Origin of the sequence: Oliverpabstia intestinalis (assembly GCF_009696065.1) — a bacterium.
Lineage (GTDB): Bacteria > Bacillota > Clostridia > Lachnospirales > Lachnospiraceae > Oliverpabstia > Oliverpabstia intestinalis.
The window spans coordinates 40,984-66,997 of sequence record NZ_VUMS01000017.1 but is presented as its reverse complement, the minus strand read 5'-3'; the positions used below and the strand labels follow the sequence as shown (position 1 = coordinate 66,997).

General features: G+C 46.5%; 25 protein-coding genes. 3 read left to right on the top strand and 22 right to left on the bottom strand.

Annotation, left to right across the window (positions count from 1 at the left end; genetic code table 11):
* Positions 1-407: 407 nt before the first annotated feature.
* From FYJ57_RS10300 to FYJ57_RS10270, 7 genes are all read right to left on the bottom strand, one after another.
* On the bottom strand, positions 408-839 hold the full coding sequence (locus tag FYJ57_RS10300; RefSeq protein ID WP_022173214.1) for an RrF2 family transcriptional regulator: 432 nt from the start codon (positions 837-839) through the stop codon (positions 408-410).
* 185 nt (positions 840-1,024) lie between these two features.
* Positions 1,025-1,660 (bottom strand): thiamine phosphate synthase, encoded by a 636-nt coding sequence (gene thiE / locus FYJ57_RS10295; protein WP_154432567.1) that lies wholly within the window; start codon positions 1,658-1,660, stop codon positions 1,025-1,027.
* Between the two features lie 153 nt (positions 1,661-1,813).
* Positions 1,814-2,647, bottom strand: a complete 834-nt coding sequence (thiM, locus tag FYJ57_RS10290; protein WP_154432566.1) for a hydroxyethylthiazole kinase — start codon at positions 2,645-2,647, stop codon at positions 1,814-1,816.
* Positions 2,607-3,164, bottom strand: a complete 558-nt coding sequence (thiW, locus tag FYJ57_RS10285; RefSeq protein ID WP_154432565.1) for an energy coupling factor transporter S component ThiW — start codon at positions 3,162-3,164, stop codon at positions 2,607-2,609. The genes thiM and thiW overlap by 41 nt, the downstream gene beginning before the upstream one ends.
* A gap of 515 nt (positions 3,165-3,679) precedes the next feature.
* Positions 3,680-5,026: an MATE family efflux transporter gene (locus FYJ57_RS10280; RefSeq protein WP_154432564.1), complete on the bottom strand. Its 1,347-nt coding sequence runs from the start codon at positions 5,024-5,026 to the stop codon at positions 3,680-3,682.
* Positions 5,027-5,252: 226 nt separating this feature from the next.
* Positions 5,253-6,263, bottom strand: coding sequence for a GGGtGRT protein (locus tag FYJ57_RS10275; RefSeq protein ID WP_022173208.1), 1,011 nt, complete (start codon positions 6,261-6,263; stop codon positions 5,253-5,255).
* A gap of 43 nt (positions 6,264-6,306) precedes the next feature.
* Positions 6,307-6,999, bottom strand: a complete 693-nt coding sequence (locus FYJ57_RS10270) for an iron-sulfur cluster assembly scaffold protein (protein WP_022173207.1) — start codon at positions 6,997-6,999, stop codon at positions 6,307-6,309.
* 312 nt (positions 7,000-7,311) lie between these two features.
* Between FYJ57_RS10270 and FYJ57_RS10265 the strand changes: the two genes are divergently transcribed.
* Positions 7,312-8,064, top strand: coding sequence for a TraX family protein (locus FYJ57_RS10265; RefSeq protein WP_022173206.1), 753 nt, complete (start codon positions 7,312-7,314; stop codon positions 8,062-8,064).
* 212 nt (positions 8,065-8,276) lie between these two features.
* On the opposite strand, the gene FYJ57_RS10260 is transcribed toward FYJ57_RS10265, so the two are convergent.
* The 9 genes from FYJ57_RS10260 to FYJ57_RS10220 form a co-directional block, all read right to left on the bottom strand.
* Positions 8,277-8,942, bottom strand: coding sequence for an acyltransferase (locus FYJ57_RS10260; RefSeq protein ID WP_154432569.1), 666 nt, complete (start codon positions 8,940-8,942; stop codon positions 8,277-8,279).
* An 8-nt stretch (positions 8,943-8,950) separates the two neighbouring features.
* A complete protein-coding gene (locus tag FYJ57_RS10255; protein WP_154432563.1) occupies positions 8,951-11,026 on the bottom strand; it encodes a DNA topoisomerase in 2,076 nt (691 codons plus the stop codon).
* Positions 11,027-11,294: 268 nt separating this feature from the next.
* Complete coding sequence (gene asd, locus FYJ57_RS10250) at positions 11,295-12,380, bottom strand: aspartate-semialdehyde dehydrogenase (RefSeq protein ID WP_022173203.1); 1,086 nt, start codon at positions 12,378-12,380, stop codon at positions 11,295-11,297.
* Between the two features lie 121 nt (positions 12,381-12,501).
* Positions 12,502-13,881: an argininosuccinate lyase gene (gene argH / locus FYJ57_RS10245; protein ID WP_154432562.1), complete on the bottom strand. Its 1,380-nt coding sequence runs from the start codon at positions 13,879-13,881 to the stop codon at positions 12,502-12,504.
* A 154-nt stretch (positions 13,882-14,035) separates the two neighbouring features.
* Complete coding sequence (locus FYJ57_RS10240) at positions 14,036-14,701, bottom strand: epoxyqueuosine reductase QueH (RefSeq protein WP_129257417.1); 666 nt, start codon at positions 14,699-14,701, stop codon at positions 14,036-14,038.
* On the bottom strand, positions 14,689-15,567 hold the full coding sequence (locus FYJ57_RS10235) for a phosphatidylserine decarboxylase (protein WP_154432561.1): 879 nt from the start codon (positions 15,565-15,567) through the stop codon (positions 14,689-14,691). The genes FYJ57_RS10240 and FYJ57_RS10235 overlap by 13 nt, the downstream gene beginning before the upstream one ends.
* Positions 15,568-15,717: 150 nt before the next feature.
* Positions 15,718-16,344: a CDP-alcohol phosphatidyltransferase family protein gene (locus FYJ57_RS10230; RefSeq protein ID WP_022398791.1), complete on the bottom strand. Its 627-nt coding sequence runs from the start codon at positions 16,342-16,344 to the stop codon at positions 15,718-15,720.
* A complete protein-coding gene (locus tag FYJ57_RS10225; protein WP_154432560.1) occupies positions 16,341-17,444 on the bottom strand; it encodes a lysylphosphatidylglycerol synthase transmembrane domain-containing protein in 1,104 nt (367 codons plus the stop codon). The genes FYJ57_RS10230 and FYJ57_RS10225 overlap by 4 nt, the downstream gene beginning before the upstream one ends.
* The gene (locus FYJ57_RS10220) at positions 17,434-18,111 is read right to left on the bottom strand and encodes a phosphatase PAP2 family protein (protein WP_154432559.1); all 678 of its coding nucleotides are present in this window, start codon (positions 18,109-18,111) and stop codon (positions 17,434-17,436) included. Before FYJ57_RS10220 ends, FYJ57_RS10225 begins: the two co-directional genes overlap by 11 nt.
* A gap of 236 nt (positions 18,112-18,347) precedes the next feature.
* On the opposite strand from FYJ57_RS10220, the gene FYJ57_RS10215 reads away from it, so the two are divergent.
* Entirely contained in the window at positions 18,348-19,115 is a 768-nt protein-coding gene (locus FYJ57_RS10215; protein ID WP_154432558.1) for an ABC transporter ATP-binding protein, read from the top strand.
* Positions 19,105-19,917 (top strand): ABC transporter permease, encoded by an 813-nt coding sequence (locus FYJ57_RS10210; protein ID WP_154432557.1) that lies wholly within the window; start codon positions 19,105-19,107, stop codon positions 19,915-19,917. The genes FYJ57_RS10215 and FYJ57_RS10210 overlap by 11 nt, the downstream gene beginning before the upstream one ends.
* Positions 19,918-20,064: 147 nt before the next feature.
* Here the strand turns inward: FYJ57_RS10210 and FYJ57_RS10205 are convergent, their stop codons facing one another.
* From FYJ57_RS10205 to FYJ57_RS10175, 6 genes are all read right to left on the bottom strand, one after another.
* On the bottom strand, positions 20,065-20,796 hold the full coding sequence (locus FYJ57_RS10205) for a hypothetical protein (RefSeq protein WP_154432556.1): 732 nt from the start codon (positions 20,794-20,796) through the stop codon (positions 20,065-20,067).
* Positions 20,797-20,813: 17 nt separating this feature from the next.
* Positions 20,814-21,260 (bottom strand): hypothetical protein, encoded by a 447-nt coding sequence (locus FYJ57_RS10200; RefSeq protein ID WP_154432555.1) that lies wholly within the window; start codon positions 21,258-21,260, stop codon positions 20,814-20,816.
* Positions 21,261-21,272: 12 nt separating this feature from the next.
* The gene (locus FYJ57_RS10195; protein ID WP_154432554.1) at positions 21,273-21,767 is read right to left on the bottom strand and encodes a hypothetical protein; all 495 of its coding nucleotides are present in this window, start codon (positions 21,765-21,767) and stop codon (positions 21,273-21,275) included.
* A 19-nt stretch (positions 21,768-21,786) separates the two neighbouring features.
* Positions 21,787-23,004: an InlB B-repeat-containing protein gene (locus FYJ57_RS10190; protein WP_154432553.1), complete on the bottom strand. Its 1,218-nt coding sequence runs from the start codon at positions 23,002-23,004 to the stop codon at positions 21,787-21,789.
* 41 nt (positions 23,005-23,045) lie between these two features.
* Complete coding sequence (locus FYJ57_RS15895; RefSeq protein WP_328597468.1) at positions 23,046-25,049, bottom strand: InlB B-repeat-containing protein; 2,004 nt, start codon at positions 25,047-25,049, stop codon at positions 23,046-23,048.
* A 222-nt stretch (positions 25,050-25,271) separates the two neighbouring features.
* Positions 25,272-25,961, bottom strand: a complete 690-nt coding sequence (locus tag FYJ57_RS10175) for a zinc metallopeptidase (RefSeq protein ID WP_154432551.1) — start codon at positions 25,959-25,961, stop codon at positions 25,272-25,274.
* Positions 25,962-26,014 lie beyond the last annotated feature (53 nt).

The window sequence follows — 26,014 nt, the reverse complement described above, 5'->3', positions numbered from 1 at the left end:
AAGCACGGACTTTGACTCGTTGCTCGCGTAAATCACCTTCGGTGATGGCATTTTGGCTTGTATGTCTCGGGATTTTGACATATTCATGTCAAAACACCTCGCGGGACAGTGGCTACTGAATAGTTACCTTTTTTCTTATTATCCCATACCATACAACACCACTCTACACCTCCTCCCCCTTTGGCTAACGCACAGCAGCCGCCCCTTGCTTCGCTCCTACAGGCAACACTGTGTGGGCGCTTAGGGGAAGCTTTAAAATCCGACGCTTACGTAGACTTTCGCGAGGGTCAGCCGACCCTCGTGAATTTAGTCGAAGTTAGCGGCTAGTTCAAAGTTCCCCTGCCCACGTTGCCAGCAGGAGCGAAGCAAGGGGCGGCTGCGTCCCCATTAGCCAACACTCTCATATTTTAAATAATGTAGTTCCCCACATCCGTAGTATCTGCCAGTAAATCTGCAATCGTAATCCCATCGAAATACTCCGTGATCACCTTGTATGCTCCCTCCCACATTTTCAGGGTCTTGCAGACAGAGACTCTCTCACATTGATTCGGCTCATGTTCCAGACAGGCTATCGGTGCCAGAGACCCCTCTGTCAACCGAAGAATACTTCCAATCGTATATTCTGACGGATCCTTCAATAGCTGATAACCGCCTCCCTTTCCTCTCAGCGAACGCACAAATCCGTTCTTGCTCAGTGAAGCCACGATAGCCTCCAGATACTTCTCGGAAATCTCCTGCCTTTTTGCTATATCCATCAACGGAATATACTCTCCCGTATTATGTTCTGCCAGATCCAACATTACACGAATCGCATAACGCCCTCTTGTCGATATTTTCATGCTATAACCTCCATATTTCCTATATACCTAGTTTACCACAAGGTTATTATGATTTTCAAGAGGGAATTTCGTTTTTCCCTTATCTGTTTCCAAAAATCAGAAAAAGTCGCTGCAAAACACTTCTATATAACTTCCCTGCTTTGCAACAACTCTCTTTTTTATCCATATATTCAGAACCTTACATCTTATCCCTGCAACTCTCCCACATGCTCTTTCAGCCGTGCCGCTGCTGCCTTCGGGTCTTCCGCTTTCATAATGGCGGAAACGACAGCCACACCTGCCATCTTACCGCCTTTGAGGATGTCCATATTTCCATCATTCAAGCCGCCGATCGCCACTGCAGGAATCGGTACACTCTGGCAGATCTCATTCAGTGTTTCCACGGAAGTACGGATCGTGACTACCTTTGTCGTTGTCGGGAAAATCGCTCCCACACCCAGGTAATCCGCACCGTCCTCATACGCCTTTTTCGCCGCTTCCACAGTCTTTGCCGTAGCGCCCACGATCTTGTCCGGCCCAAGTAGTTTTCTTGCCACGGCTACCGGAAGATCTGAGGAACCCACATGGACACCGGCGGCGTCACAGGCAATTGCCACATCCACACGATCATCGATGATCAGTGGAATCTGATAGCGGTCGGTGATTGCCTTTACCTTCATTGCTTTCTCCAGATATTCCCGTCCGCCGCAGTTTTTCTCCCGTAGCTGCACCAGTGTTACACCTCCCTGGCATGCCTCTTCGATCGTTTTGTAAAATGTTTCCTCTGTATGATAGGTGCTGTCCGTCACCAGATATAACGTCATATCCAAATCTGTTTTCATACCTGTTTTTTCCTTCCTGAAATTTTACTTTCATCATTTCACCCGTCAGTCAGCATACCACCTATGATAACAGACGCATGAGCTCTCTTTCACTTTGTGATCATGGCTTCCCGTATTCTTTGCATGAACAGTTCGGGTGACTCTAAGACCACTTTATATTCCAATCTCCCGAATCCGGATCCTTGCCTCCAGTTCTTCCTGTGTCAGCCCTGCCACCGCATCCAGAAGTTCCATCTGAAAACTTCCCGGTCCTGTTGACCTCTTTGCGGCGATCTCCCCGGCGATTCCCATCACCGAAGTCCCAAGCAGTGCCGCCACAAACGGATCTCTCTGCGCCAGGAAAGCCGCCGAAAGCGCGCCGACCATACATCCACTTCCTGTGATCCCGGACAGCTCCGGCACACCATTTTCCAGAATCAGACACCGGTTCTGATCCACCAGAAGATCTTTTGCTCCGGTAGCCAGAAGTACACTTCCAGTCTTTTTCGAAACTCTTCGGAAGATTTCTTTTCTCTCTTCCTCATTGTCCCCGGTCATCGCATCCTCCGCTCCGGCATCAATACCTGTTCCGTGAAACGGCTGTCCGGCGATTGCAAGCAGTTCGGAAATATTTCCCTTCAGGATCTGTATCTTTCCTTTTTCGATCAGTTCCATGGCAAGTTCCATCCGAATCTTACTGCAGGATACGCCTACCAGATCCAGCAGAACCGGAATTCCTTCTTTCGCCGCCGTCCGCGCGGAACACTTCATGGACTCGATCCGCACATCGGTAATATTTCCAAGATTCAGCATCAGTGCTCCCGCTGTCTTTGTGATACCTTCCACCTCCATCGGATGCTCTGCCATCATCGGCCTTGCGCCCACCGCAAGGATCATATTCGCACATCCGTGAATGGAAATCGGATTCGTGATGCAGTGAATCAGTGGTTGTTCTCTCTTTGTTGCATCACGCACGCTCTTCAGCTGATTTTCTAACTGTTTTATCATAAACTTTTGCTCCAAGACTTCTCTGAAATTTTGCCAGCAGGCCTGCTTTGCTCAGCGCTTTCAGGAACACATATGCTGCTGCGCCACCCATGATCGTTGCTGAGATAAACATCGGAGTGTAGAAAAATGCATTCAACCCGTCTCTTCCCATGATAAAGGCCATCACCGGATAAGAAACCAGCGATCCGATGATACCGGTTCCAAAGATTTCTCCCAGTACCGCACAGATGATCTTACCGCCGGATAAGCGGTAAAAAACACCGGATAAAAATGCACCAAATACAGCTCCTGTCAGTGCAAGTGGCGGAATTCCCATAAATAACATACGGATCACACCGATCATCGTTGCACAAAGCAGGGAGTACCACGGTCCCATCAGCACCGAGCATACAATATTGATCAGATGCGCTGTCGGGCACATTCCCTCGATACGAAGGATCGGGGAGATCACTACACCAATTGCTACCATCATAGCCAGCATTACCATGCGAAATGTGTTCAGTCTTTGTTTTTCCATTTTTGTTTTCCTCTCTTGTTTTCCGGGAAAACCGTCTTTTTCTTTCTTGAGCAGAAAAAAGCGCAGTTTCCCTCTTTTTTTCGGTCGAAGTTCTATTACTTCCTCTCACTCCGAAACACGGATTCCCATCGCTTTTTTCTGTATGCCGGATCTCAGGGCGCTCCCCCTCAGATTCACCTGCATCTGCCTTGTTCACACACTGTCTGTGTCGTCCGAACATTTTTCACAAAATGCCTGCAAGTACAGTCTCTTATTAATTGTAAAGATCGAAAAGCCAAAGATAGCCGAGCATGTACTTCTGCATATTTTTATATGTTATTTGTCATAAAAATTATTGCAGTATACAAAAACATCTGTCCGCACCAGCACGGACAGATGTACACTCTCTCGATATGTATTTCCTCCGTTGGCATTACCCAAATCAGGTGCGGTCGAAGATCTATCTTCCTCTCAGCCTGTCACACAAGCTCCCGTTCTTTAATTCTTACATATCATAGCACTGCTTTACGGAAATGTCAAACAGCGTCATCGCTTTTTCTTTTCTGTTTTTTCAGCCAGTCAAATGCGATCATACAGATGATCACCGACAGCAGAGATCCTGTTGCCGTAGCCAGTCCCATCGGAAACAGCGTATCCGGAAAGATCTTTGAAGTCAGATATACGCCCGGAATCCGAACACAGAGAATCGCGATCAGGTTGTGGATAAACGAGATCTCTGATCTTCCATACGCACAGAAATATCCACTGAAACTGAAATGTACTCCTGCGAAAATGCAGTCCCAGATGTATCCACGGATATACTGTGCTCCCAGCAGGATGACCACCGCATCTGTCGTAAACAGACCAACCGCCGTTTCTGCGGTCACCTGGATCAACAGTGAGACGAAAAGTCCGAAACCAACCGCAATTCCCATCGCATACCGGAGAATCTGATCGGCCCGTTCGTATTTGCCGGCTCCCATATTCTGTGCTCCCAGTGCAGACACGGTAGAGAGCATCGAAGATGGCACCAGGAACAGAAAACTGATGATTTTTTCCACGATTCCCACTGCTGCTGCAGCACTCAGTCCCCTGCGGTTCGCGATAATCGTAATGATGATAAACGCTACCTGGATAAATCCATCCTGTGCTGCGATCGGGATACCGATTTTCAGCACCTGCCCCATCGTTACACGATCCGGTCGGAAATCTTCTCTTTTTACAGAAATTCCTGTCTGCTTTTTTAAGATCACCCAGAGCGATACAACCACACTGATTGTCTGGGAAAGCGTGGTTCCCAGCGCCGCACCTTCCGGTCCCATATGAAACGCACCGATACATATGTAATCCAACGCAATATTTGCCACACAGGCAATTACGATAAAGTACATCGGACTTTTGGAATCTCCAAGACCACGGAAGATCGATGCGATCACATTATAAGCCGTGATAAACGGGATTCCGATAAAGCAGATGGTAAGATAACGAACTGTTCCTTCTACCGCTTCCTCCGGTGTGGACATTACATTCACGATCGGACGCACCAGTAACAGTAAAACCACGGCAAGCACCACTGAGACACCTATAAAAAGCACCATAGTATTTCCCACTACTTTAGACGCCTTTTTGGTATCCCGCGCACCCACTGCCCGTCCGATATTCACTGTCGTTCCCATCGCCAGGCCTACGATCATCACCGTCAGCATATGCATCACCTGACTGCCGATCGATACCGCCGTCGTACTCGCCACACCATCAAACTGCCCGACAATAAACAGATCCGCCAGACCATATAATGTCTGTAAAAAATAAGACAACAGATAGGGAAGTGAGAAATACACAATATTTTTCCACACACTTCCCGATGTAAGATCTCTTTCCATGTTTCTATTCCTTTATCACTCTGACGCTTTCCCTCGGCAAAGTTTCTTTCTAATCTATATTAAACCTTATAATCGTTATAGAGTCAATCGGTTTTCTGACAATTTTTCTTTTATCAAATCAGTCAGTTTTCGGATATTTGATGATAGAAAAAGCCGCAGGCACGAAACCTGCGGCTTTCTTTTCTCGTTTGAACACTTTTAAAAACGCCTATTTTATAAGGGTTTCTTAGAATTTACCAGCTTTGTGAGCTTCCTCAATACTAACTGCAACAGCTACAGTCATACCAACCATCGGGTTGTTACCTGCACCGATCAGACCCATCATTTCTACGTGAGCCGGAACAGAAGAAGAACCTGCGAACTGTGCATCGGAATGCATACGTCCCAGAGTATCTGTCATACCATAGGAAGCAGGACCTGCTGCCATGTTATCCGGATGCAGAGTACGTCCTGTACCACCACCGGATGCTACGGAGAAGTATTTTTTACCAGCTTCGATACGTTCTTTTTTGTAAGTACCAGCTACCGGATGCTGGAAACGTGTCGGGTTGGTAGAGTTACCTGTGATAGAAACGTCAACATCTTCTTTCCACATGATAGCTACACCTTCACGAACGTCGTTAGCGCCGTAGCAGTTAACTTTTGCACGAGGACCTTCAGAGTATGCTTTACGGAATACTTCTTTCAGTTCTCCTGTATAGTAATCATATTCTGTTTCAACAAATGTAAATCCGTTGATACGAGCGATGATCTGAGCAGCATCTTTTCCAAGACCGTTCAGGATAACACGCAGAGGTTTCTGACGTACTTTGTTTGCTTTCTCAGCGATACCAATAGCACCTTCAGCTGCTGCGAAAGACTCATGACCTGCCAGGAATGCAAAACATTCTGTATCTTCTTCCAGAAGCATCTTACCCAGGTTACCATGTCCCAGACCTACTTTACGCTGATCTGCTACAGATCCCGGAATACAGAAAGCCTGCAGACCTTCGCCGATAGCTGCTGCTGCTTCAGAAGCTTTTGTACAGCCCTTTTTGATTGCGATTGCTGCACCTGTGATGTATGCCCAGCAAGCGTTCTCAAAACAGATTGGCTGGATGCCTTTGATCTGATTGTATACGTCCAGACCAGCATCTTTTGTGATTTTCTCTGCTTCTTCCAGAGAAGCGATTCCATAGCTGTTCAGGACAGCATTGATTTTATCAATTCTTCTTTCATATGATTCAAATAAAGCCATTTATTTTATCCTCCTATTATATTGACGGTAAGCAGAACAGTAATTATTCTTTACGCGGATCAATGATTTTAGCTGCATCTGCAACACGACCGTACTGTCCTTTTGCTTTTTCCCAAGCTGTTGTAGGATCATCACCCTGTTTGATGAAATCAGTCATTTTGCCCAGACTTACGAACTGGTAACCAATGATGCATCCTTCTTCATCCAGTGCAATACCGGTAACATAACCTTCTGCCATTTCCAGATAACGAGGACCTTTTTTCAGTGTTCCGTACATGGTACCAACCTGAGATCTCAGACCTTTACCCAGATCTTCCAGACCAGCGCCGATCGGCAGACCATCTTCAGAGAATGCGGACTGTGTACGACCATAAACGATCTGCAGGAAGAGTTCTCTCATAGCTGTGTTGATAGCATCGCATACCAGGTCAGTGTTCAGAGCCTCCAGAAGAGTTCTTCCAGGAAGGATTTCAGATGCCATAGCTGCGGAATGAGTCATACCGGAACATCCGATTGTCTCTACCAGAGCTTCCTGAATAATACCATCTTTTACGTTCAGTGTCAGTTTGCAGGCACCCTGCTGTGGTGCACACCAGCCCACACCATGTGTCAGACCGGAAATATCTTTAATTTCTTTGGACTGTACCCATTTTGCTTCTTCCGGGATTGGTGCAGCGCCGTGATTAACGCCCTGTGAAACCGGACACATCATTTCTACTTCTTGTGAATAAATCATGTTAAGACTCCTTTCAAACTTGAAATACTTTTTTCGAGACTTATGTATCTCAAGCAAGTGAACCTACTCACCCGCTTATCATAGTTATTTTCGCATACACCCATGCGGTTAGTCCAGACAAACTTGCTTTTTTTTTATTTTTTTCCCTTTCGTTGACATTTTTTGCAGGACTGGTATACTTTTTTCAGAATATTCCGCAGGATTCCGTCACAATTTGCGTTTTATGCTTTTTCTGACGCTATTTTTCTTTATCTGTCAACATTAAGAAGGAATATCGAAAAACTCAGATTATCAAAAAACAGGAGGTTTTCTATGACCCAGTTTTCCCTGAAAAAGGGCTGCCTGTCCGGCAGTACTTTAAAAATCATCGCCATTATCGCCATGGCCATCGACCATTTCGCCGCAAGCATCATCCTCTACGGCATCCTGATGCAGCAAAATCCGTCCTTCCTGGGACACCCTGTCTCTATGACGATCCCCTGGTGGAACATTTATCAGGTCATGCGCTTCATCGGAAGAATCGGCTTCCCGGTCTTCTGTTTCTTATTAATTGAAGGATTCCTCCACACCTCCAGCAAAAAGAAATATGCCACCCGCCTGTTCCTCTTTGCCCTGGTGTCCGAATTTCCCTTTGATTATGCACTGTTCAACACCCCATTTGCTCCGGGTTACCAGAATGTCTTTTTCACTTTATTCCTGGGTCTCCTGACCATCTGGGCCATCGATACTGTAAGCCACAAAGAAATAAACCCGAACCTTCAGTGGATCGTCAAGATACTGATCGCCGCAGCCGGCTGTCTGACCGCCTGGCTCCTTCAGACCGACTACGACTACAAAGGAATCATCCTGATCCTGTTACTTTACCTGTTCCATGATCAGAAGTTTCTCTGCACTCTGGTCTCCTGCATGAGCCTCCTCTGGGAAGCCCCCGCCTGCCTCGCCTTCATCCCGATCAACCTCTATAACGGGAAACGTGGCATCTCCCTGAAATATTTTTTCTACCTTTTCTACCCGGTACACCTTTTACTGTACGGTTTGATCCTTCACTTCTGTTTTCTGAACTAATGGCGTAAAAAAACCGGCGGAAGCTTTCTCCTGCCAGCAACACTTTGTGGGCGGTTAGGGCAAGCTTTGAAATCCGACACTTACGGAGACTTTCGCTTGGGTCAGCTGACCCAAGTGAACATAGTCGTAGTTAGTGGCTAGTTCAAAGTTGCCCTGCCCACGTTGCTGGCGGGAGAACGCTTCCGCCGGGGGGCGTCCCCTTTTTCAATCATCTATCTTTTAGCAACAACGTCTCCCTGTTTCTTAAAGATGGCCCTCTCCGGCACAACCCCTCTAACCGAAGACAGCGGATACACATTACTCTCCCGTCCGATCACCGTCCCCGGATTCAGCACTGAATTACAGCCAACCTCAACATTATCTCCCAGCATAGCCCCAAACTTCTTCATGCCGGTCTCAATATCGAAACCATCTCCGTGCACAACCACCAGCTTCTTATCCGACTTCACATTCGAAGTGATCGATCCCGCGCCCATATGAGCCTTATAACCCAGCACAGAATCCCCCACATAATTATAATGCGGCACCTGCACCTTATTAAACAAGATCACATTCTTAAGCTCCGTAGAATTACCAACCACAGCACCCTCACCGACGATCGCACTGCCACGGATAAATGCACACTGACGCACCTCGGCATCCTTTCCGATGATACACGGACCATTTAACGCAACCGTAGGAGCAATCTTAGCAGATTTCGCTACCCAGATATCTTCCCCGATCTTATCATACTCTGCAGGATCCAGTGTATTTCCCAGCTTCACAATAAATTCTTTAATCAGCGGAAGTACTTCCCACGGATACGTCTTCCCTTCAAAAATCTCCGCTGCAATCGTCTCATTCAGATCATACATGTTCTCAATTCGAATACTTTCCATACTCATGATCATTTTCCTCCTTTTCGATAATTCCCTGCGATACTGTCGTATCGGCTTCGTAACGCCGCCTGATAATTTACCTGCAGCACTCCACCCACTTTCACCCGGATAAAATGCTCCAGTTTATCCATATATTCCCGGGAAGTAATACTTCCCTCGGCTACATAATTCAGCCCCTTCTCCCAGCTCGCGGTAAGCTCCGGATTTAACAGTGCCGGGATCGAAGCGTTAACCACTTCATAAATCATTTCTCCAAGCTGAGTCGGGGTAATTACCTGTGTTTTCTTATTCAGGCTGATATACTTGATATTCACCAGTTTCTTTAAAATCTCTGCTCTCGTTGCACTGGTTCCGATTCCACTTCCCTTGATCTGCGCACGCAGCTCCTCATCCTCGATCAGTTGTCCGGCATTCTCCATCGCCAGGATCATCGTACCGGAATTGTACCGTTTCGGCGGAGAAGTTTCTCCCTCTTTGATCTCATATCCATCGACCGGAAGAATGGCGCCCTTTTTCAGCTTTTGCAGGCAGGCAAGAAAGGCGGCATCACACTGGATATCATCCGTTTTCTCCTCTGCATTTTTCGCATCCTCTTCTTTCTTTCCGGATGGTACGTTGGCCACCTTCAGATACCCTTCCTCCACCAGTACCTTGAAACTCGAAAACAGCTTCTCTTTTCCGACCGCCGACACCAGGCTCACCTTCTGATACACCGCCGCCGGATAAAACACACTCAAAAACCGGCGAACGACCACCTGATACACTTTCTGTGAAATCTGCGGCAGTCTGCCAAGATTCTGCAGTCCCTGACCGGTAGGAATAATCGCATAATGGTCTGTGATCTGCTTGTCATTGACATATCTGGTCTTTTCGATCTCTTGAAAACTTCCCGCCTCCAGGATCTCCTGTGCAAACGGTGCTGCCATCTGGTATCTCGTTAAACCCTTCAGGTTTCGGCTTATCTCCTTGGCAACTGCAGTGGAAAGCACACGGGCATCCGTTCTTGGATATGTCACCAGCTTCTTTTCATACAGTTCCTGCACCACCCGCAATGTCTCGTCCGGACTGATCTTGAACATCCGTGAACAGTCATTCTGCAATTCTGCCAGGTTATACAAAAGCGGTGGGTTCTTCTTCTCTTTTTTCTTCTCGATTTTCTCAAGTACCGCCTGATGCACCGGAGCTGTCTGCTGTGCCATTCTGTTGGAACCGGAAAGTTCATTCGTCACACTGACTGCACTCTCCCGTTCCAGAATGCCTTTCAGTTCTTCCGCCCGGTTTCTGTCCTTGAAACCATTTTCCTTATACAGATCCGGTGACTGAAAATACCGGCTGTCTTCCACAGCACGCCATTCTCCGTCGAAGGTTCTTCCTTCCAGCAAGAATTTTCCAAGCACCCGGTAAAACGGTGTTTTTACGAATTCACGGATCTCCCGCTCTCTTCGCACTACCATTCCAAGCACACAGGTCATGACCCGTCCCACGGAAATTACCTGATATTTATTTCCCAGATAGTTGGACACGCTGTTTCCATACCGCAGTGTCAGGATCCTGGAAAAGTTAATACCCATCAGATAGTCTTCTTTCGCCCGCAGATATGCCGATGCACTCAGATTATCATAAGCACTCAGATCCTTCGCTTCTTTGATTCCACGGATGATCTCCTCTTCCGTCTGGGAATCGATCCAGACACGTTTCTCTTTCTTTCCCCTGACGCCGGCCATCTGTGCCACCAGACGGTAGATATACTCTCCCTCTCTTCCTGAGTCGGTACAGACATAGATGGTGTCCACATCCGGACGGTTTAACAGTCCCCTGACAATCTCAAACTGCTTTTTTACCGACGGGATGACTTCATACTTGAACTCCCCGGGCAGAAAAGGCAGAGTTTCCAGAGTCCAGCGCTTGTACTTGATATCATAGGCTTCCGGATAACTCATCGTCACCAGATGACCCACACACCAGGTGACAATGGTATTTTCCGATTCCAGATATCCGTCATGCCGCGTGGTCTTCACCTTTAACGCTTTGGCAAATTCCTGGGCTACGCTTGGTTTCTCTGCGATAAATACGGATTTATTCATATAAATTTAACCCTTTCTCGTCTCTTCAGCGTCCCTGCGATATAAAAACCTCACAGGGGCAACAAAGAGTATACCGTTTTTCTTCCGGAAATTCAAGTGCACTCCGGAACTTGCCTGGTTTCTATATTGAAATCGTTACTGTTCGCTCCGTGCCCAGCAACACGCTGCGCGATGCACAGAATCTTACAGGAAAGCAATTTCCTGTAAAGTAAAAAATCCCGGGCATGCAACACACCCGGGATTTTATTTTTCTTATTTGCATTCTTATTTATTTTGCCTGAATATATCCTTTTGCTTTCAGAGTCTCTGCACACAGAACAGCACCGCCGGCAGCTCCTCTTACAGTATTATGGGACAGACCTACGAATTTCCAGTCGTATACAGTGTCCTCTCTCAGACGGCCTACGCTGATCCCCATACCGTTTTCGAAGTTGACATCCATCTTAACCTGTGGACGGTTGTCTTCTTCCAGATACTGGATAAACTGCTTCGGAGCACTCGGAAGTTCTGCTTCCTGTGGGAATCCTTTGAAGTTCACCAGTTTTTCGATCAGCTGTTCTTTGGTAGGATTCTTTCTGAATTTTACAAAGACTGCTGCGGTATGTCCGTTCAGTACCGGAACACGGATACACTGGCAGGTGATCACCGGTTCGCTGGCTTTTACGATCTGACCGTTTTCTACTTTACCCCAGATACGAAGCGGTTCCTGTTCACTCTTCTCTTCTTCCCCGCCGATGTATGGGATGATGTTTTCTACCATTTCCGGCCAGTCTTTGAAGGTTTTACCTGCTCCGGAGATTGCCTGGTATGTAGTAGCAACTACTTCGTATGGCTCGAATTCTTTCCATGCAGTCAGAACCGGTGCATAACTCTGGATGGAGCAGTTTGGTTTTACTGCGATGAATCCGCGTGTGGTTCCCAGACGTTTTTTCTGAGATTCGATAACCTCAAAGTGTTCCGGGTTGATCTCCGGCACTACCATTGGTACATCCGGTGTCCATCTGTGAGCACTGTTATTGGAAACAACCGGTGTTTCAGTTTTTGCATATTCTTCCTCGATCGCTTTGATTTCCTCTTTGGACATATCTACTGCTGAAAATACAAAATCAACGGTGGAAGCTACTTTTTCCACTTCATTTACATTCATAACTACCAGTTTTTTTACAGCTTCCGGCATCGGAGTATCCATTTTCCAGCGTCCGCCTACGGCTTCTTCATATGTTTTTCCTGCACTTCTCGGGGATGCTGCTACAGTTACTACTTCAAACCATGGGTGGTTTTCCAGCAGAGAAATAAATCTCTGTCCTACCATTCCTGTTGCTCCTAAAATACCTACTCTTAATTTGCTGCTCATTGTGATTTCACTCCTCATTCTTCTTACTCAATGCACAACCGTAACTTTTTGTATTTCTCTCGCGTACATTTGTATTTACTTGGTAATACTATACCAGTTTTCTGAAAAAATCAACACTTTTTTACTTTTCTTCCAAATATTTTTTATTCCACTCTACCACCTTTGCCATGGCATCCGGTCCCGGAGCACCGATGGTCATACGTTTTTCCACACAGGTTTTTATGCTGATGGCTTCGTAAATATCTTCTTCAAATACCGGACTGATCGCCTTGTATTCTTCCAGGGTCATCTCGTCCAGCGGAATTTTTTTGTCCAGGCAGTACAGCACCAGACGGCCGACAATGCCATGTGCATCACGGAACGGTACTCCATGATTTACCAGATAATCTGCTGCATCCGTTGCATTGGTAAATCCGTGTTTTGCACTGTTTTCCATCACATCTTTACGGAACTTCATTGTGGAAACCATACCTTCAAACAATGCCAGACACCCTTTTACGGTATCAATCGCGTCAAAGGTCAGTTCCTTGTCTTCCTGCATGTCTTTATTATATGCCAGCGGAATTCCCTTCATGGTTGTCAGAATCGACATCAGCGCGCCATAAACACGGCCGGTCTTTCCTCTTACCAACTCGGCGATATCCGGGTTTTTCTTCTGTGGCATGATACTGCTTCCGGTACTGTAGGCATCATCGATCTCCACAAACTGATACTCGTTGGAGTTCCAGATGATGATTTCCTCGGAAAAACGGCTCAGATGCATCATGATCGTGGACATGGCAGATAACAGTTCGATCACATAATCTCTGTCTGCTACGGAATCCATACTGTTCATCGTAGGACCGGCAAATCCCATCAGTTCGGCACTGTAGGCACGATCCAGCGGATAGGTGGTTCCTGCAAGTGCTCCGCTTCCCAGTGGGCAATAGTTCATTCTTTCGTAAATGTCTGCAAGACGACCTCTGTCCCTGCGGAACATCTCAAAATACGCACCCATATGATGTGCCAGTGTGATCGGCTGTGCTTTCTGCAGATGGGTGAATCCCGGCATATAGGTATGCAGATTTTCTTCCATGATCTTATTCAGTGTCACCAGCAGTTTCTTCACCAGTTCGTCCAGTTCTTTGATCTCGTCTCTGACATACAGTTTCATATCCAGCGCTACCTGATCATTTCTGCTTCGTCCGGTGTGCAGTTTCTTACCTGCGTCACCGATCCGGTCGATCAGATTGGCCTCCACAAAACTGTGGATATCTTCGTACTCACTGGTGATCTCCAGTTTACCGGCATCCACATCCGCCACGATACTGTCCAGTCCGGCGATGATCTGATTTTTCTCATCTCCTGTCAGAATCCCCTGTTTTGCAAGCATCGTCACATGTGCTTTGCTTCCCTGTACATCCTGATGGAAAAACTTCTGATCGAATCCGATGGATGCGTTAAAATTATATACAAGTTTGTCCGTTTCTTTTGTAAAACGGCCTCCCCATAACTGTGCCATATTGTTTCCTCTCTTCCCTGTATTTTCCGGCAGACTTCTTTTCCTGTTCCTCACTTAAATTATTCGGGAATCCGCGGATTCACTGCCATTTACTTTCTCATAGTAAAGTCTGAAATCATTCTATCATTAATCCTGTGTCGGCGCAAGTCGCTTTTTATATTCCGTTATTCTGCAAGATTTCCTGCTCGATCCGGGCTTTTTGCTCTTCACGCTCCCGCATCGAGAACACACATCCGCAGTAATCCTGCCGGTACATCCCGTATTCTTTTGACAATTCTGTGGATCGTTTGTACCCGTTCTTCTTCTTAAAATCCGACGGCAGCCACGCCACTTTTGTATCCCGGCACAGTTCTTCTCCGATCTCATTTAATTTCTGTGCATTTTTCATCGGACTGATCGTCAGCGTAGTCGTCACATAGTCAAATCCACCCTTCTCGGCCTCTTTGATCGCCTCCGACAGCCGCAGACGGTAACAGGCAAAGCACCGCTCTCCACCCTCCGGGATCTTCTCCATGCCTTTTACTGTCTCATAAAACCGTTCTTTTTCATAGTTGCCTTCCAGAAAAGAGATTTTATGTTTCGCAGGCAGAAGACCGATAAACCGCTCCTGTTCTCTCACCCGTTTCCAGTATTCTTCTTCCGGATAAATATTAGGATTGTAATAAAACACCGTGATTGCAAAGTCCTCACTCAATGTCTCCAGACAATAACTGCTGCACGGCGCACAACAGCTGTGTAAAAGCAAGGCAGGAACTTTCTGCTCCTGCCTGTTGTGTGCGATTTCATTTTCCATTAATTTCTGATAATTTATTTTCTGCATTTTTCCACCTTATCTCCTACAGCCTCTCCCTGGGTTACTTTTGTTTCGTAACCGTCCCGGCTGTTGTCCAGAAGATCCTGATCCGGCTGAACCTGTCCCCGCTGATAAAGCACCACGATCGTAGAACCACCGAATGCAAATCTTCCCTTTTCCTCTCCCCGGTGTACAAACGCTTCTTCCTGAGCATTCTCGATCTTCCCCACCATCAGTGCACCAACCTCCATCTGCAGGACGGTTCCTGCATCGGTTGTCCTGATCAGGCAGAACTCTCTGGTATTTTCCTTATAGATCGGCTCCAGATCGTTTGCAATCGGGTTAACCGTATGGAAGATTCCGGGTATCTTATAGTTGCCGGATTTTTTTCCGGTTTCTGTATAAATATACCTGTGATAGTCGTCCACTGTCAAGCGGTAAACGAATCCATAGCCGCCTTCATAGGCACGAGCCAGTTTTTCACTCTTTAACAGTTCTTTTACCGTATACGGTGTATGCTTGATCTTCATGATCCCGTACTCCGTGATCGGACAGACGGTAAGTTTGGCATCACAGGGACTGATGATCCGCGCTGTATCTTCTTCCACCGGACGTTGTCCCGATTTCAGCTTTCTCATAAAGAAATCATTATAGGAGGTAAATCTTCGTTTGACCCAGCCGGACTGATCCATCGGATGTCCTTTTAAGAATAACGGGATCAGCCAGCAGGATGCTTTCTGGCTCAATATCCAGCCACCCATTCTGGAAACCCACGGATGTACCAGCACTTTTACCACCACACGCCCCGGTACGCTTTTATATAATTTTTCCAGAAAACGATCCTGCAATCCGGTTTCTTCCCAGCGATTTCCGTATCGATCTGCGTATTTCATATGTTCTCTCCCTTTTACATATATGTTCTCGGAATTATTCTGTACCTGACTTTTCGAAAAAACATGTATAAAATACAAGCCAAAATGTTATCGTATGTCATCTGCAATACTCCGTAATACATTTCGGATTTTGATCATCATTATTAAAAACTAAAAAATATGAAAGATTTTTAAGATTGCCAGGGCAACAACGCCGACCAGGACTGCCAGTGTGGAATTCCTGGGTTTTTTCACCTGGATATTCGTCACAAACAGCGTACCGACAACAAACATAGCCACATGAAGTGCCACTGCAAAATGGTTCCTCAGCACCGTATGCAGCACAAACACCAGCGGCAACACGACAGCGATCGATGTGATTGGCAGACCGCTGTAATATTTTCTCACTTCCTCCGTCTCTTCCTGACGTTTTGTCTCACAGACATTAAAGTAGCCGAGACGGACCACACCATTCATTCCATACCATGCAAGGATCACGATACCAATCGGTCCTCTCATACCAAGGCTGTAGGCCAGCAGAATCGGAAATGCCCCAAAGCAGACCATGTCACACAGGGAATCGATCTGAATACCAAAACATTTTTCATCATCCGTACGGTCTGTCTTTCTTCTGGCGATTTTTCCGTCAAACATGTCACACAGTCCCGAAAGAGCCAGGCACAACACTGCCATCTTATACCACCCGTTCACAGTAAACAACATCCCCGCAATGGAACAAAACAGACTGATATACGTCAGAATCACCGTGTAATTGTAATAACCAATAAAACTTATCATGAGTTCCCCCTCTTTCTTTCGTATCCTTTTCCCTTTTCCTGTATCGTTTTCAGCTTTTCGCTGATCTTTTCTCTGTGTTCTTTTTCATTACCAAGAAACAGCTGCGCAGCTACAGTCATGACTGCACTGATCAATAGCTCTGTGTAATAACTCAGTCCACGGCTCAGGATAAGTCCCGCCAGAACCTTTACCTGCCCGAAAATCCCTGTAAACAGCATGGAAAACAGCTTTTCTGAGATTCCCATACCTCCGGGCAGCGGGAGCATATCCACAGCCACGGAAATCATACCCTGAAGTATTACAATATCATACATACTGTACTGATGTAAACCAAAAGATCGATAAACAAAATATGTTACAAAAAACAATGCAACACGCTGCAGACAGGTGATCAGAAACACGATGCCTACCACTCCCGGATGATTTCTCAGATATTCTGCTGTTTTCTGATACTCGACCATGGATCCTTCCAGTTTTTCCAGACGGGAGGTCTTCTTTTTCAGGATATGCATTTTTACAAGAACTTCATGTCCTTTTACCAGAATCTGCCGCATCAGCTGCGGATGAAAAGTCAGAAGCAGCATAAATATCACACAGAATACATTCAGCCACAGTCCCAGCCACATCACCGGCATCACATTCTGCATATAGGTATCTGTGATCCGCGGCTGAAAGAACAGTACAAATAATCCAAGCAACACCAGTACCAGTTTGTAGGTAATGGTTACGATCATCAGTACTACGGAGGATACCGAGATCGGAATCTTTTCTTTTTTCAGATATACCATCTGCATCGGCTGCCCGCCACTTGCCGATGGTGTAATACAGCTGAAAAAGAAGCCTACCGAAGAGATCAGAAAACACTTCCACTTTTTCAGCCGGATCTGCAGAGTATACAGCAGATAATGTATAATAATCGACTCTCCCCAGATAAAAAATATCACACAGATGACTGCCGGGAAGAGATAGCGATTATCCGCTTTTTTGACATTTTCCCAGATCAGTCCCAGATCTTCTCCATGAAAGACACCGTACAAGGTAAGACCAAGCACCAGAAACAGGAAAATACCGTTTCCTATGATTTTTTTCTTATTTTTCATATCCGTTTTTCTCCATCCACAGACGGAACCGTTCTGTTTTTTTCCAGCGGATCACACATATATAGCTGAGTTCCGCAAGTGCTATCCCTGCTGCCACATCCAGAATCCCGTGCTGTTTTGTAAATAACGTGGATGCACAGATTGCCGCAGCCCAGATCCAGGTGATCGTCATATACCAGCCCGGTACTTTCCGGATATTCCGAAGTACCACTACGCAAAACCAGCTGTCCATACAGTGAATCGACGGAAACAGGTTCACTGCTGCATCCATCTGATACAATTCCACAAGCATCCGGCTCCAGAAGTCCGTTCCCACGATCTCCGGCCGAAGATTCGTTGTCGGAAAACACAGGTAAAAGATCCCGCATACTGTCTTGGCCAGAAGCTCTGCACATAAAAACAGACAGGCTTTTTTCTTCCCATAATAACCCATCAGCAGAAAATTAACTGCACAGAACAAGAAAAACGAAAAATAGATTCCCACAAACCAGGGGATTACCGGAATCTGATTGTCCAAAGATATTTCGATATTCCGGGCTTTCGTATGAGTTCCCATCCACTGACCACTATAATAGATCAGCGAATTATACAGCAGATTAAACACCAGCATCAGCAGATAAGTTCGTGAAATCCACTGACCGGTCCGTATTTTATTCCATATTGTCATATTCTTTTCCTTTCTCCGGGACTTTACAGGACTTTATTATAACAGTTTTCACCATCGTCACAACCGATTTTCGGAAATCTTACACTTTCGTAAGCAAATCTTAATATATGACCATTCGTTGTCTTTTTCATATAATAAACTATAGTGTATTCCCTGACTCTTGTTTTCTCTGCTTTTAGTGCATTTTGCCTGTTACTGTGGGAATACATAATTCCAGGTACACGGAGGTTTTTTCTATGCCTGCTTTATTGGAACTTGACCATGTCGGACTTTCGTATCACACACTCTCCGGAGAGATCCAGGCGCTCTCACAAATCAGTTTTTCCGTTCAGGAAGGCGAGTTTGTCTCTCTGGTGGGACCCAGTGGATGCGGAAAAAGTACCGTCCTGAATCTGATAGCCGGACTTCTGATACCGGAACAGGGACAGATCACCATGCAGGGACTTCCACGGGAACATTCTGTTCTCTCTGTCGGATATATGCTGCAGAAGGATCATCTTTTCGAATGGCTGACCATCTATGAAAATGTCCTTCTTGGTCTTGAAATTCAAAAAAGGAAAACAAAAGAATCCCTCTCACACGTTGACCGTCTCTTACAGGAGTATGGTCTCTGGAACTTTCGTTTTTCCCACCCTTCCCAGCTTTCCGGCGGGATGCGACAACGGGCCGCACTGATCCGCACCCTCGCCCTGGAACCTGCACTTTTGCTTCTCGATGAACCTTTCAGCGCACTGGATTATCAGACCAGGCTTTCTGTCAGTGATGACATCTGGAAGATCCTGCGTAAAGAAGGGAAAACCGCGCTTTTGGTCACCCACGATATCTCCGAAGCCATCAGCATGTCTGATCGGGTCATCATCCTCTCGAAAGCCCCTGCCTGCGTCCGGTGCGAGATTCCTGTTTTTACTGTTCTTACTGACCGCACTCCCATGCAGATGCGAAATGCCCCCGAATTCAAGCAATATTTTCAACAGATCTGGAAGGAGTTAAATCATGATACCTGATTCATCTGCACAACAGTCTTTTTTACGAAAGCACAAAAAAAGACAGCAGTTTATCCGCCTGATGCGGCTGGCTGTCTTTCTGGTTTTTCTGCTACTCTGGGAGGTCAGTGCACGGCTCGGGTTCATCGATTCCTTTATCTTCGGAAGCCCCGGTCAGGTATATCTTGCTTTCCGGACCTTGCTTCTGACAAACCATCTGCTCTCACATATCGGGATCACAGTGTTTGAAACACTTGCCAGTTTCTTTCTGGTCGTAGTTTTCAGTCTCTTTTTTTCTGTTCTCCTCTGGCTCTGTCCACGTCTGGCAGCGATTCTGGAACCTTACCTTGTGGTGCTGAACAGCCTTCCGAAGTCTGCACTTGCCCCTTTGCTGATCGTGTGGCTGGGAGCCAGTTATAAAACCATTATCCTTGCCGGGATCTCCGTTGCGATCTTCGGCTCCATCCTGAATCTGTATACCAGCTTTACGGAAATTGATCCTGATTCTCTGAAGCTCATCCGTACCCTCGGTGGAAAACGGAAAGATGAACTTCTGCGTGTGGCACTACCCTCTTCGGTCCCTTATCTTCTGAGCGTTATGAAAGTCAATATCGGGCTCTGTCTGGTTGGTGTGGTCATCGGTGAATTCATCGGAGCCAGGCAGGGACTGGGATTTCTCATTATCTACAGCAGCCAGATCTTCAAACTTGACTGGATGATCCTGTCGATCATTCTCCTGTGCATCATCGCCATGATTCTTTATCAGGCGGTCAGTCTGGTGGAAAAACGGGTGGTACACACCTGCGGAGCAGACCGTTCCTGATTTACGCGAGTAACAAGCCAACGTGCATACTCACATGAGACCCTAGCGACTGCCTCGATAATCAAAATTGATCCGCCTGAAAAAGGGCAGGTAAACCGATTTTTGTGGTTCATCTGCCCTTTTTCGCTTTTCTTTCTGTCTGCTTATCTATTCTCCGTGTTTTCTTTTTCTCCGGTTGTCTGCCAGAATCAAAAGTACCGCACCAGATACAATTGCCGCCATAAAATACCTTACATTCTTTTGCAGATCTGCCGTCTTTGCCTCTGCCGTTCCATTCGTCGTGCCTGTCAGATCCGCCTTTGTTCCCTGACTGTTTCCCGTTGATACATCCGTTTTTGTCCCGGAATTGCTGCTGCCGGAAGTACCGTTATTTTTTGTATCGATCGGCTTTTTATCTGTAGGTTTTGTGTCCGCAGGTTTTTTATCTTCCTGCTCACCGCCTCCGGTGGAATCGTCTTTTTTATCATCTTTTTTGTCGTCTTCCTTGCTCTCTTCCGTCTCCACGACAAGTAACTGATCTTCATAGACTTCCGGAAGTGTCAGCATCCCGTCTTTCAGCTGATCCGTCACATCCTCTCCGTTTACCAGCACTGCTGTGATCTTCCATCCTTTTTTCGGCTGGATCTGAAACTGCGGGCTAGAAAAGCGCTCCACCGCGTAAGTCACCGTCTCCTGTGTTTCCTCATCGTCACCCTCCTCATGCTGATAGCTCACCTGCGCATGTTCGGATCGTATCGTGACCATGTAGGTATCCGATACTGTCGTGTTGATGGTGCTTTGCTGCGTAACGGACGAAGTACCTGTCTGCGCAGCCTCTGCCGCAACGGGTATGGAGAGGCACAGGCAAATCCCTATCAGAATAATTGCTGCCTTTTTCATCTGTCCATCCTCCTACTCTAATCTGTCGCATCCACATAGGATATCTGAAAAGTAACCGTATCCGCATAGGAGCCTGACGGTGCCTTTTTCCAGGATTCTCTGTCGATCGTGATACCAAGCACCGTCTCTTCCCCTGCCGTAGTATAACGGGCTTTTGTAAATGCTGTCGTGTCCGCCAGAATCTCATAGGGGATCTCCCCTTCTTTTCCACTCTGATTTTTCAGTTTCTTGTCCGAGATCAGCTCCACCTGGATGCATTTTCCTTCTTCGATCTGTGCTTCTTCGATACGGATTTTCCCGTAGTTTACCGATTCTTCGTTAAATGGAATCGTGGTGTTTGCCGGAACCAGCACCATATAGGACGGATCCACATGATACGTTACGGTCGTGGTTCCTGCTGATACGCTCTGTGCGATCCCTAAGACAAGCAGTAACCCTCCTGCAACTGCTCTTTTTTTCTTCATGTTTCTCCCCCCTTACTGTACTTTCAATACGGTTTCCACATTGGCACCGTTCATCGCCCGACCGTCATCCAGTGCCGCAGTACTGATCTTCAGTATCGCAGGATATTCCCCGGCGGACAGTTCTTTGGACAGTGTGATCTGTGTGATCGCTTTTCCCGGTTCTACCATTTTGGACTGATAGATCGTCTCATCTGTATCTTTCAGTACCAGTGTAAAGGTAAAATAACACGGATTTCCTTCCGGATTCATCAAATTTACCGTTACATCTTTCGTATCTGCCGGAATGGTGATCGACGGATATCCCGGGATACGGATGCCCTCCGGCGGATCACTCTCCTTTGCCTCCTGCGTGGAAGCGTCAGGATTCAGATCCTGCACAAAGGCCGAATCCGGGGATTCCTGTGTTTCCTGTTTGTTGTTTCTCGTAAGATACAGACCGGCTCCGATCAGCAGAATGCATGCGCACACGGCGATTCCGATTCCTATCTTTCTTCTGTTGTTATTCAATCTTCTTCCCCCTTACGCATTATTCCAGATTCACTTCTACTTTCAGATTGCTCATGTAGTATTCATCTGCGTGGTTTCCATGTGCATCAAATACCAACATGAAATAATTTAAATCCAATCCATTTTTACGGGTAATTTCAAATGTATGCGATACCGTTTCTCCATCACATTTTCCAATATCATTTGCCCGCGTTTCTGCGTTGTCATAATATGTGCCATCCTGTAACTGATAACTTAATCTCAGATCTGCCCATCCATCTTCTTCATCAATCTTATAGCTGACTTTTATCTTCATCTTCTGATACAGGCGTGCTGCATCCATGGAGATATCCGGCAGATACAAATTATACCAGGATGGATGAAGTCCATAATCACCGGTTGTTACAACCTTTCTGTCCGCCTGAATAAAGAAAGTAAACATAGTCAGTTCATGTTCATCCGTGATAAAGTATTTGTGTTCCGTCTGTCCCGTAAAAACAGCTGAAGTTATCGGTTTGTATACCGCATATAAAGTAAGATCCTTTTCATCCTCAAATACAGCCGTTTTAACATTCGGTGCATAGCTGATCACATTTGTCGAACCCGCGGACCGGCTCCAGCCTTCGAAGGTCCATCCGAGTCTGTTTACGGTCGGGAGCGTATATGTTTCTTTATATTTGCATGTTACTTTCTCCCGTTTATTACCGGTCTGATAGTCAAACGTAATCGTATATTCGCACGGTTCCCAGATCGGGTACAGGTTGACCGTTCCATTATTGGTCGCACAAAGTCTGCTGACTTTGTCTCCCGGCTGATATACTTTTTGCTCACTTTTCTTTCCACCGGTTCTCCATCCGACAAACTTATAGCCTCCGCACACATATCCGTTTTCCGGTATCGTGGTTTCCTGTGTATAACGAAGCGGGATATTTTTCATCTCTCCCCTTGTTACTTCACCTTCTACATTGAAAACGATCGTATAGGAATTTTCTTTCCAGTTTGCCGTATAGGTTCTATCTTTCAACGGGCGGGCGGTAACCGTAACCTGTGTATCTTTTTCTTTGATATCGGTTCCTGACCATCCTTCAAACGTATAGCCTTCCCGTTTTGGCTGTACCAGATTCATCGGTTTGCTGTTGATGGTAAATGTTGTCGGATTGGTCTTTCCGGTCGGAAGGCTTCCTCCTGCCAGATTATAGCTGATGGTATATGCTATTTCTTTCCATACTGCCTTAAAGACCAGTTTTCCGTTTTTCACATTTTCATCGGATACGGTATCCGGTACGTTTTTATCCCAGCTTACGAACGTATATCCTTCTCTGGTCGGTTCCTCCTGAGCCGGGATCGCATCCCATAAGAAAGTGTATATTCCTTGAGTACCGTTCCCTCACTCACAAACTGCACCAGATAGCTGTTCTTCCTCCACTGTGCCTGATAGGTTACATCCTCATTCGGGATCTTCTCCGGAAATTCCGGTGTCCAGCCTGTGAAGGTGTATCCTTTTCGAACCGGCTGTTTCACATTGAGTGTGGCACCGACACGACCTTCCACAGTCTGTGTCTTCTCTCCGTTTTCCGGTTCAAAGGTCAGTTTGTGTACTTTTCGTTTGTAATAGTAGGTTACCACTGTCTGCTTTTCCGCAGAAATGGTTACGGTCTGCGGTTCCGGTAATTCATATTCGTCACCATAGGTTGTATTGACCGGTGGTGTTACTGTTTCATCCGTCTTGCCCTTCGGGTTTTGTGTTGCCACCCATTGGTAACCGTCTCCTTCTGCTTTCTGCAGATAATGTTTTACGGTGTAGGTTCTTGTATTTGCTTCCCATTTTGCATACAGCGTCAGATCTTCATTCGGCATATTTCCGGTATACACGGTCTGTAATGTGCTGTCTGTATACCAGCCCATGAAAGTATAACCTTTCCGCATGGATGGTGCCGGAATCGCTGCACCCTGTTTCATCTGCTGCTGTTTTGGTTCCGTTCCGTCATTATTTTCCAGCTGTAAGGTATGTACCTCACGTTCATACAGATACTCGATCACCAGTACCTTTCCGCCTTGGATCTGTCCGGTCTGTGGCTGCGGAGATATGTATCCTTCGAACTTGCGTACTTCCGGTGTAATCACATCCTCGGTCCTGCCTAACAGAGATTCCATGGATGCAACCGTATAGCCGTTATCGTTTGCGTTCTGCAGGCTGTATTTTACCCAGTAATACGTTGCTCTCGGTTCCCATTTTGCGTAAATCGTACTGTTTTGGGCCGGAACCGTTCCGTCAAATACTTTCGTAAGACCTGCATCCTGATACCAGCCGTCGAAGGAATAGCCTGCCCGTTCCGGCATCTCTTCCACCCGGGTTCCGTAAAGGTATGTCTTTTCGGTCGCCGGATCTCCGTTATTTGTCACCATGGTTACCTGATAGGAATTACGCCGGTAGCGGTAGGTGATGGTATCCGGATCATCGGAAACAGTCAGCGTACATCTCTGTTTTTCCGGTGCAGTAAATCCATCATACGCCTTTACTTCCGGTTCCACCGAATCTCCGGCTGTTCCGGTAAAGGTTTCTGTCTCTGCCGTCTCCCAGGTATCCGATCCGTCTGCACTCTGTAACTGATGGATCACCTGATAGGTCTTCTTTCCAGGCTCCCACTTCGCATACAGGGTCAGTGCATGCATCGGCATGGTTTTTCCTTCAAAGGAAACCGTCAGGGCTGCGTCTTCATACCAGCCGGCAAATGCATGTCCGGAGTATTTCGGAACCTCCGAAATAACTGCTCCATACATCACATCTGCTGTCTCATCGGCTTCCCCGTTATTTTTCACATAAGTAACCGAATAGCTGTTTCTGTCATAGTAGTACTGCATGCATGCCACATCGTAGCCGGTCACCCATAAGGTCTGCGCTTCCGAAGACTGGAATCCCGGATAAGATTTCACTTCCGGTGTCACCTCGGTATCCGTCAGGGCTGTCTTTGTCTCTTCTTCCACCAGGATATACGAACTCGGATCGAATGGATTCTGCTGGTAATGTTCCACGCGGTACTCACTCGGAACCGGGGTCCATTTTCCATAGATTTTAAAACCATCGTTCCAGGCATCCGGTTCCTCTGTGTTCGCATCCACTGCCGGCATGATACCGTCAAAAGGATTCTGATGGTTACCGTCTGTATACCAGCCTTCGAAAGTATATCCTGCCCGATCGTTCTGTCTTTCTACTACAGCTTTTATCTCGCCGATCGGTGTGCCATATGGTACATACTGAACCCGGGCAAATTCTTTTCTGTCGGGGCTTGTATGTCTCGGGATTTTGACATATTCATGTCAAAACACCTCGCGGGACAGTGGCTACTGAATAGTTACATATATTCTTTTAAATTCTCTTCGCTATTTTCTACATTCACAGACTTCGACGAACAACAAATACGCCCGCTCAGACATTCCAGGTTTCCATTGTTACCTGCCTGTCTGAACGGGCGTATCTGTTTTCATATTTCCGTTTTATTCTTTTCCTGTTTTTTTCATTTTTTCTCAGTCATCATTCCGTCTGGAAATCAAGATCAATCGAATCAGCTGCAAAATCGCCGATGCCAGTGCTGCCACATATGTAAGTGCTGCCGCTGTCAGAACTTTCTTCGCACCCTGTAATTCCTGATCGCCCAAAAGATGTTTTCCTTCAAGAATCCGGATTGCCCGGTGAGAGGCATCGAATTCCACCGGAAGTGTGATCAGCTGAAAAGCTACCACAAATACAAATAACAGAATACCGATCTCCAGTAACCCGGACCATCCCAGGATCAGTCCCAGTACGATGATGGGCCAAGAAAGCCGGGAGCCGATATTGGCCAACGGTACAGAAAAAGAACGCAGCTTTAACGGTGCGTATCCTTCCTGGTGCTGGATCGCATGCCCACACTCATGGGCGGCCACACCGATCGCCGCTACAGAGGTTGATCCGTATACCGAATCCGACAGACGAAGAACCTTTTCATTCGGCGAATAATGATCGGTCAGATCACCGCGGATCCGCTCGATCCGCACATCATAGATTCCGGCATCGTGAAGGATCATCTGTGCAATATCCTGCGATAGGATGTTTCTGCTGTTCCAGACTCTGCTGTATGCCCGAAACGTGTTCTGCACATTCCAGGAAGCAAACATACTGATTAGCGCACCGATCAGTACCAGTATATAAGTTGCATCATAAAAATAATATGGCATAGTATTCCCTCTTTCTTTTCACTCACTGACACTTATTCTACCATAATTTTTCC

Excerpts from the sequence above, each read along its gene's own strand:
- FYJ57_RS10265 (WP_022173206.1), top strand. The coding sequence starts at position 7,312 with ATGACCCAGTTTTCCCTGAAAAAGGGCTGCCTGTCCGGCAGTACTTTA.
- thiE (WP_154432567.1), bottom strand. The coding sequence starts at position 1,660 with ATGAAAACAGATTTGGATATGACGTTATATCTGGTGACGGACAGCACC.
- thiW (WP_154432565.1), bottom strand. The coding sequence starts at position 3,164 with ATGGAAAAACAAAGACTGAACACATTTCGCATGGTAATGCTGGCTATG.
- FYJ57_RS10255 (WP_154432563.1), bottom strand. The coding sequence starts at position 11,026 with ATGAATAAATCCGTATTTATCGCAGAGAAACCAAGCGTAGCCCAGGAA.
- FYJ57_RS10210 (WP_154432557.1), top strand. The coding sequence starts at position 19,105 with ATGATACCTGATTCATCTGCACAACAGTCTTTTTTACGAAAGCACAAA.
- asd (WP_022173203.1), bottom strand. The coding sequence starts at position 12,380 with ATGAGCAGCAAATTAAGAGTAGGTATTTTAGGAGCAACAGGAATGGTA.
- FYJ57_RS10215 (WP_154432558.1), top strand. The coding sequence starts at position 18,348 with ATGCCTGCTTTATTGGAACTTGACCATGTCGGACTTTCGTATCACACA.
- FYJ57_RS10260 (WP_154432569.1), bottom strand. The coding sequence starts at position 8,942 with ATGGAAAGTATTCGAATTGAGAACATGTATGATCTGAATGAGACGATT.
- FYJ57_RS10280 (WP_154432564.1), bottom strand. The coding sequence starts at position 5,026 with ATGGAAAGAGATCTTACATCGGGAAGTGTGTGGAAAAATATTGTGTAT.
- FYJ57_RS10230 (WP_022398791.1), bottom strand. The coding sequence starts at position 16,344 with ATGATAAGTTTTATTGGTTATTACAATTACACGGTGATTCTGACGTAT.
- FYJ57_RS10300 (WP_022173214.1), bottom strand. The coding sequence starts at position 839 with ATGAAAATATCGACAAGAGGGCGTTATGCGATTCGTGTAATGTTGGAT.
- FYJ57_RS10220 (WP_154432559.1), bottom strand. The coding sequence starts at position 18,111 with ATGACAATATGGAATAAAATACGGACCGGTCAGTGGATTTCACGAACT.
- FYJ57_RS10235 (WP_154432561.1), bottom strand. The coding sequence starts at position 15,567 with ATGAAATACGCAGATCGATACGGAAATCGCTGGGAAGAAACCGGATTG.
- FYJ57_RS10200 (WP_154432555.1), bottom strand. The coding sequence starts at position 21,260 with ATGAAGAAAAAAAGAGCAGTTGCAGGAGGGTTACTGCTTGTCTTAGGG.
- FYJ57_RS10205 (WP_154432556.1), bottom strand. The coding sequence starts at position 20,796 with ATGAAAAAGGCAGCAATTATTCTGATAGGGATTTGCCTGTGCCTCTCC.
- FYJ57_RS10270 (WP_022173207.1), bottom strand. The coding sequence starts at position 6,999 with ATGATTTATTCACAAGAAGTAGAAATGATGTGTCCGGTTTCACAGGGC.
- argH (WP_154432562.1), bottom strand. The coding sequence starts at position 13,881 with ATGGCACAGTTATGGGGAGGCCGTTTTACAAAAGAAACGGACAAACTT.
- FYJ57_RS10225 (WP_154432560.1), bottom strand. The coding sequence starts at position 17,444 with ATGAAAAATAAGAAAAAAATCATAGGAAACGGTATTTTCCTGTTTCTG.
- FYJ57_RS10240 (WP_129257417.1), bottom strand. The coding sequence starts at position 14,701 with ATGCAGAAAATAAATTATCAGAAATTAATGGAAAATGAAATCGCACAC.
- thiM (WP_154432566.1), bottom strand. The coding sequence starts at position 2,647 with ATGATAAAACAGTTAGAAAATCAGCTGAAGAGCGTGCGTGATGCAACA.
- FYJ57_RS10175 (WP_154432551.1), bottom strand. The coding sequence starts at position 25,961 with ATGCCATATTATTTTTATGATGCAACTTATATACTGGTACTGATCGGT.
- FYJ57_RS10275 (WP_022173208.1), bottom strand. The coding sequence starts at position 6,263 with ATGGCTTTATTTGAATCATATGAAAGAAGAATTGATAAAATCAATGCT.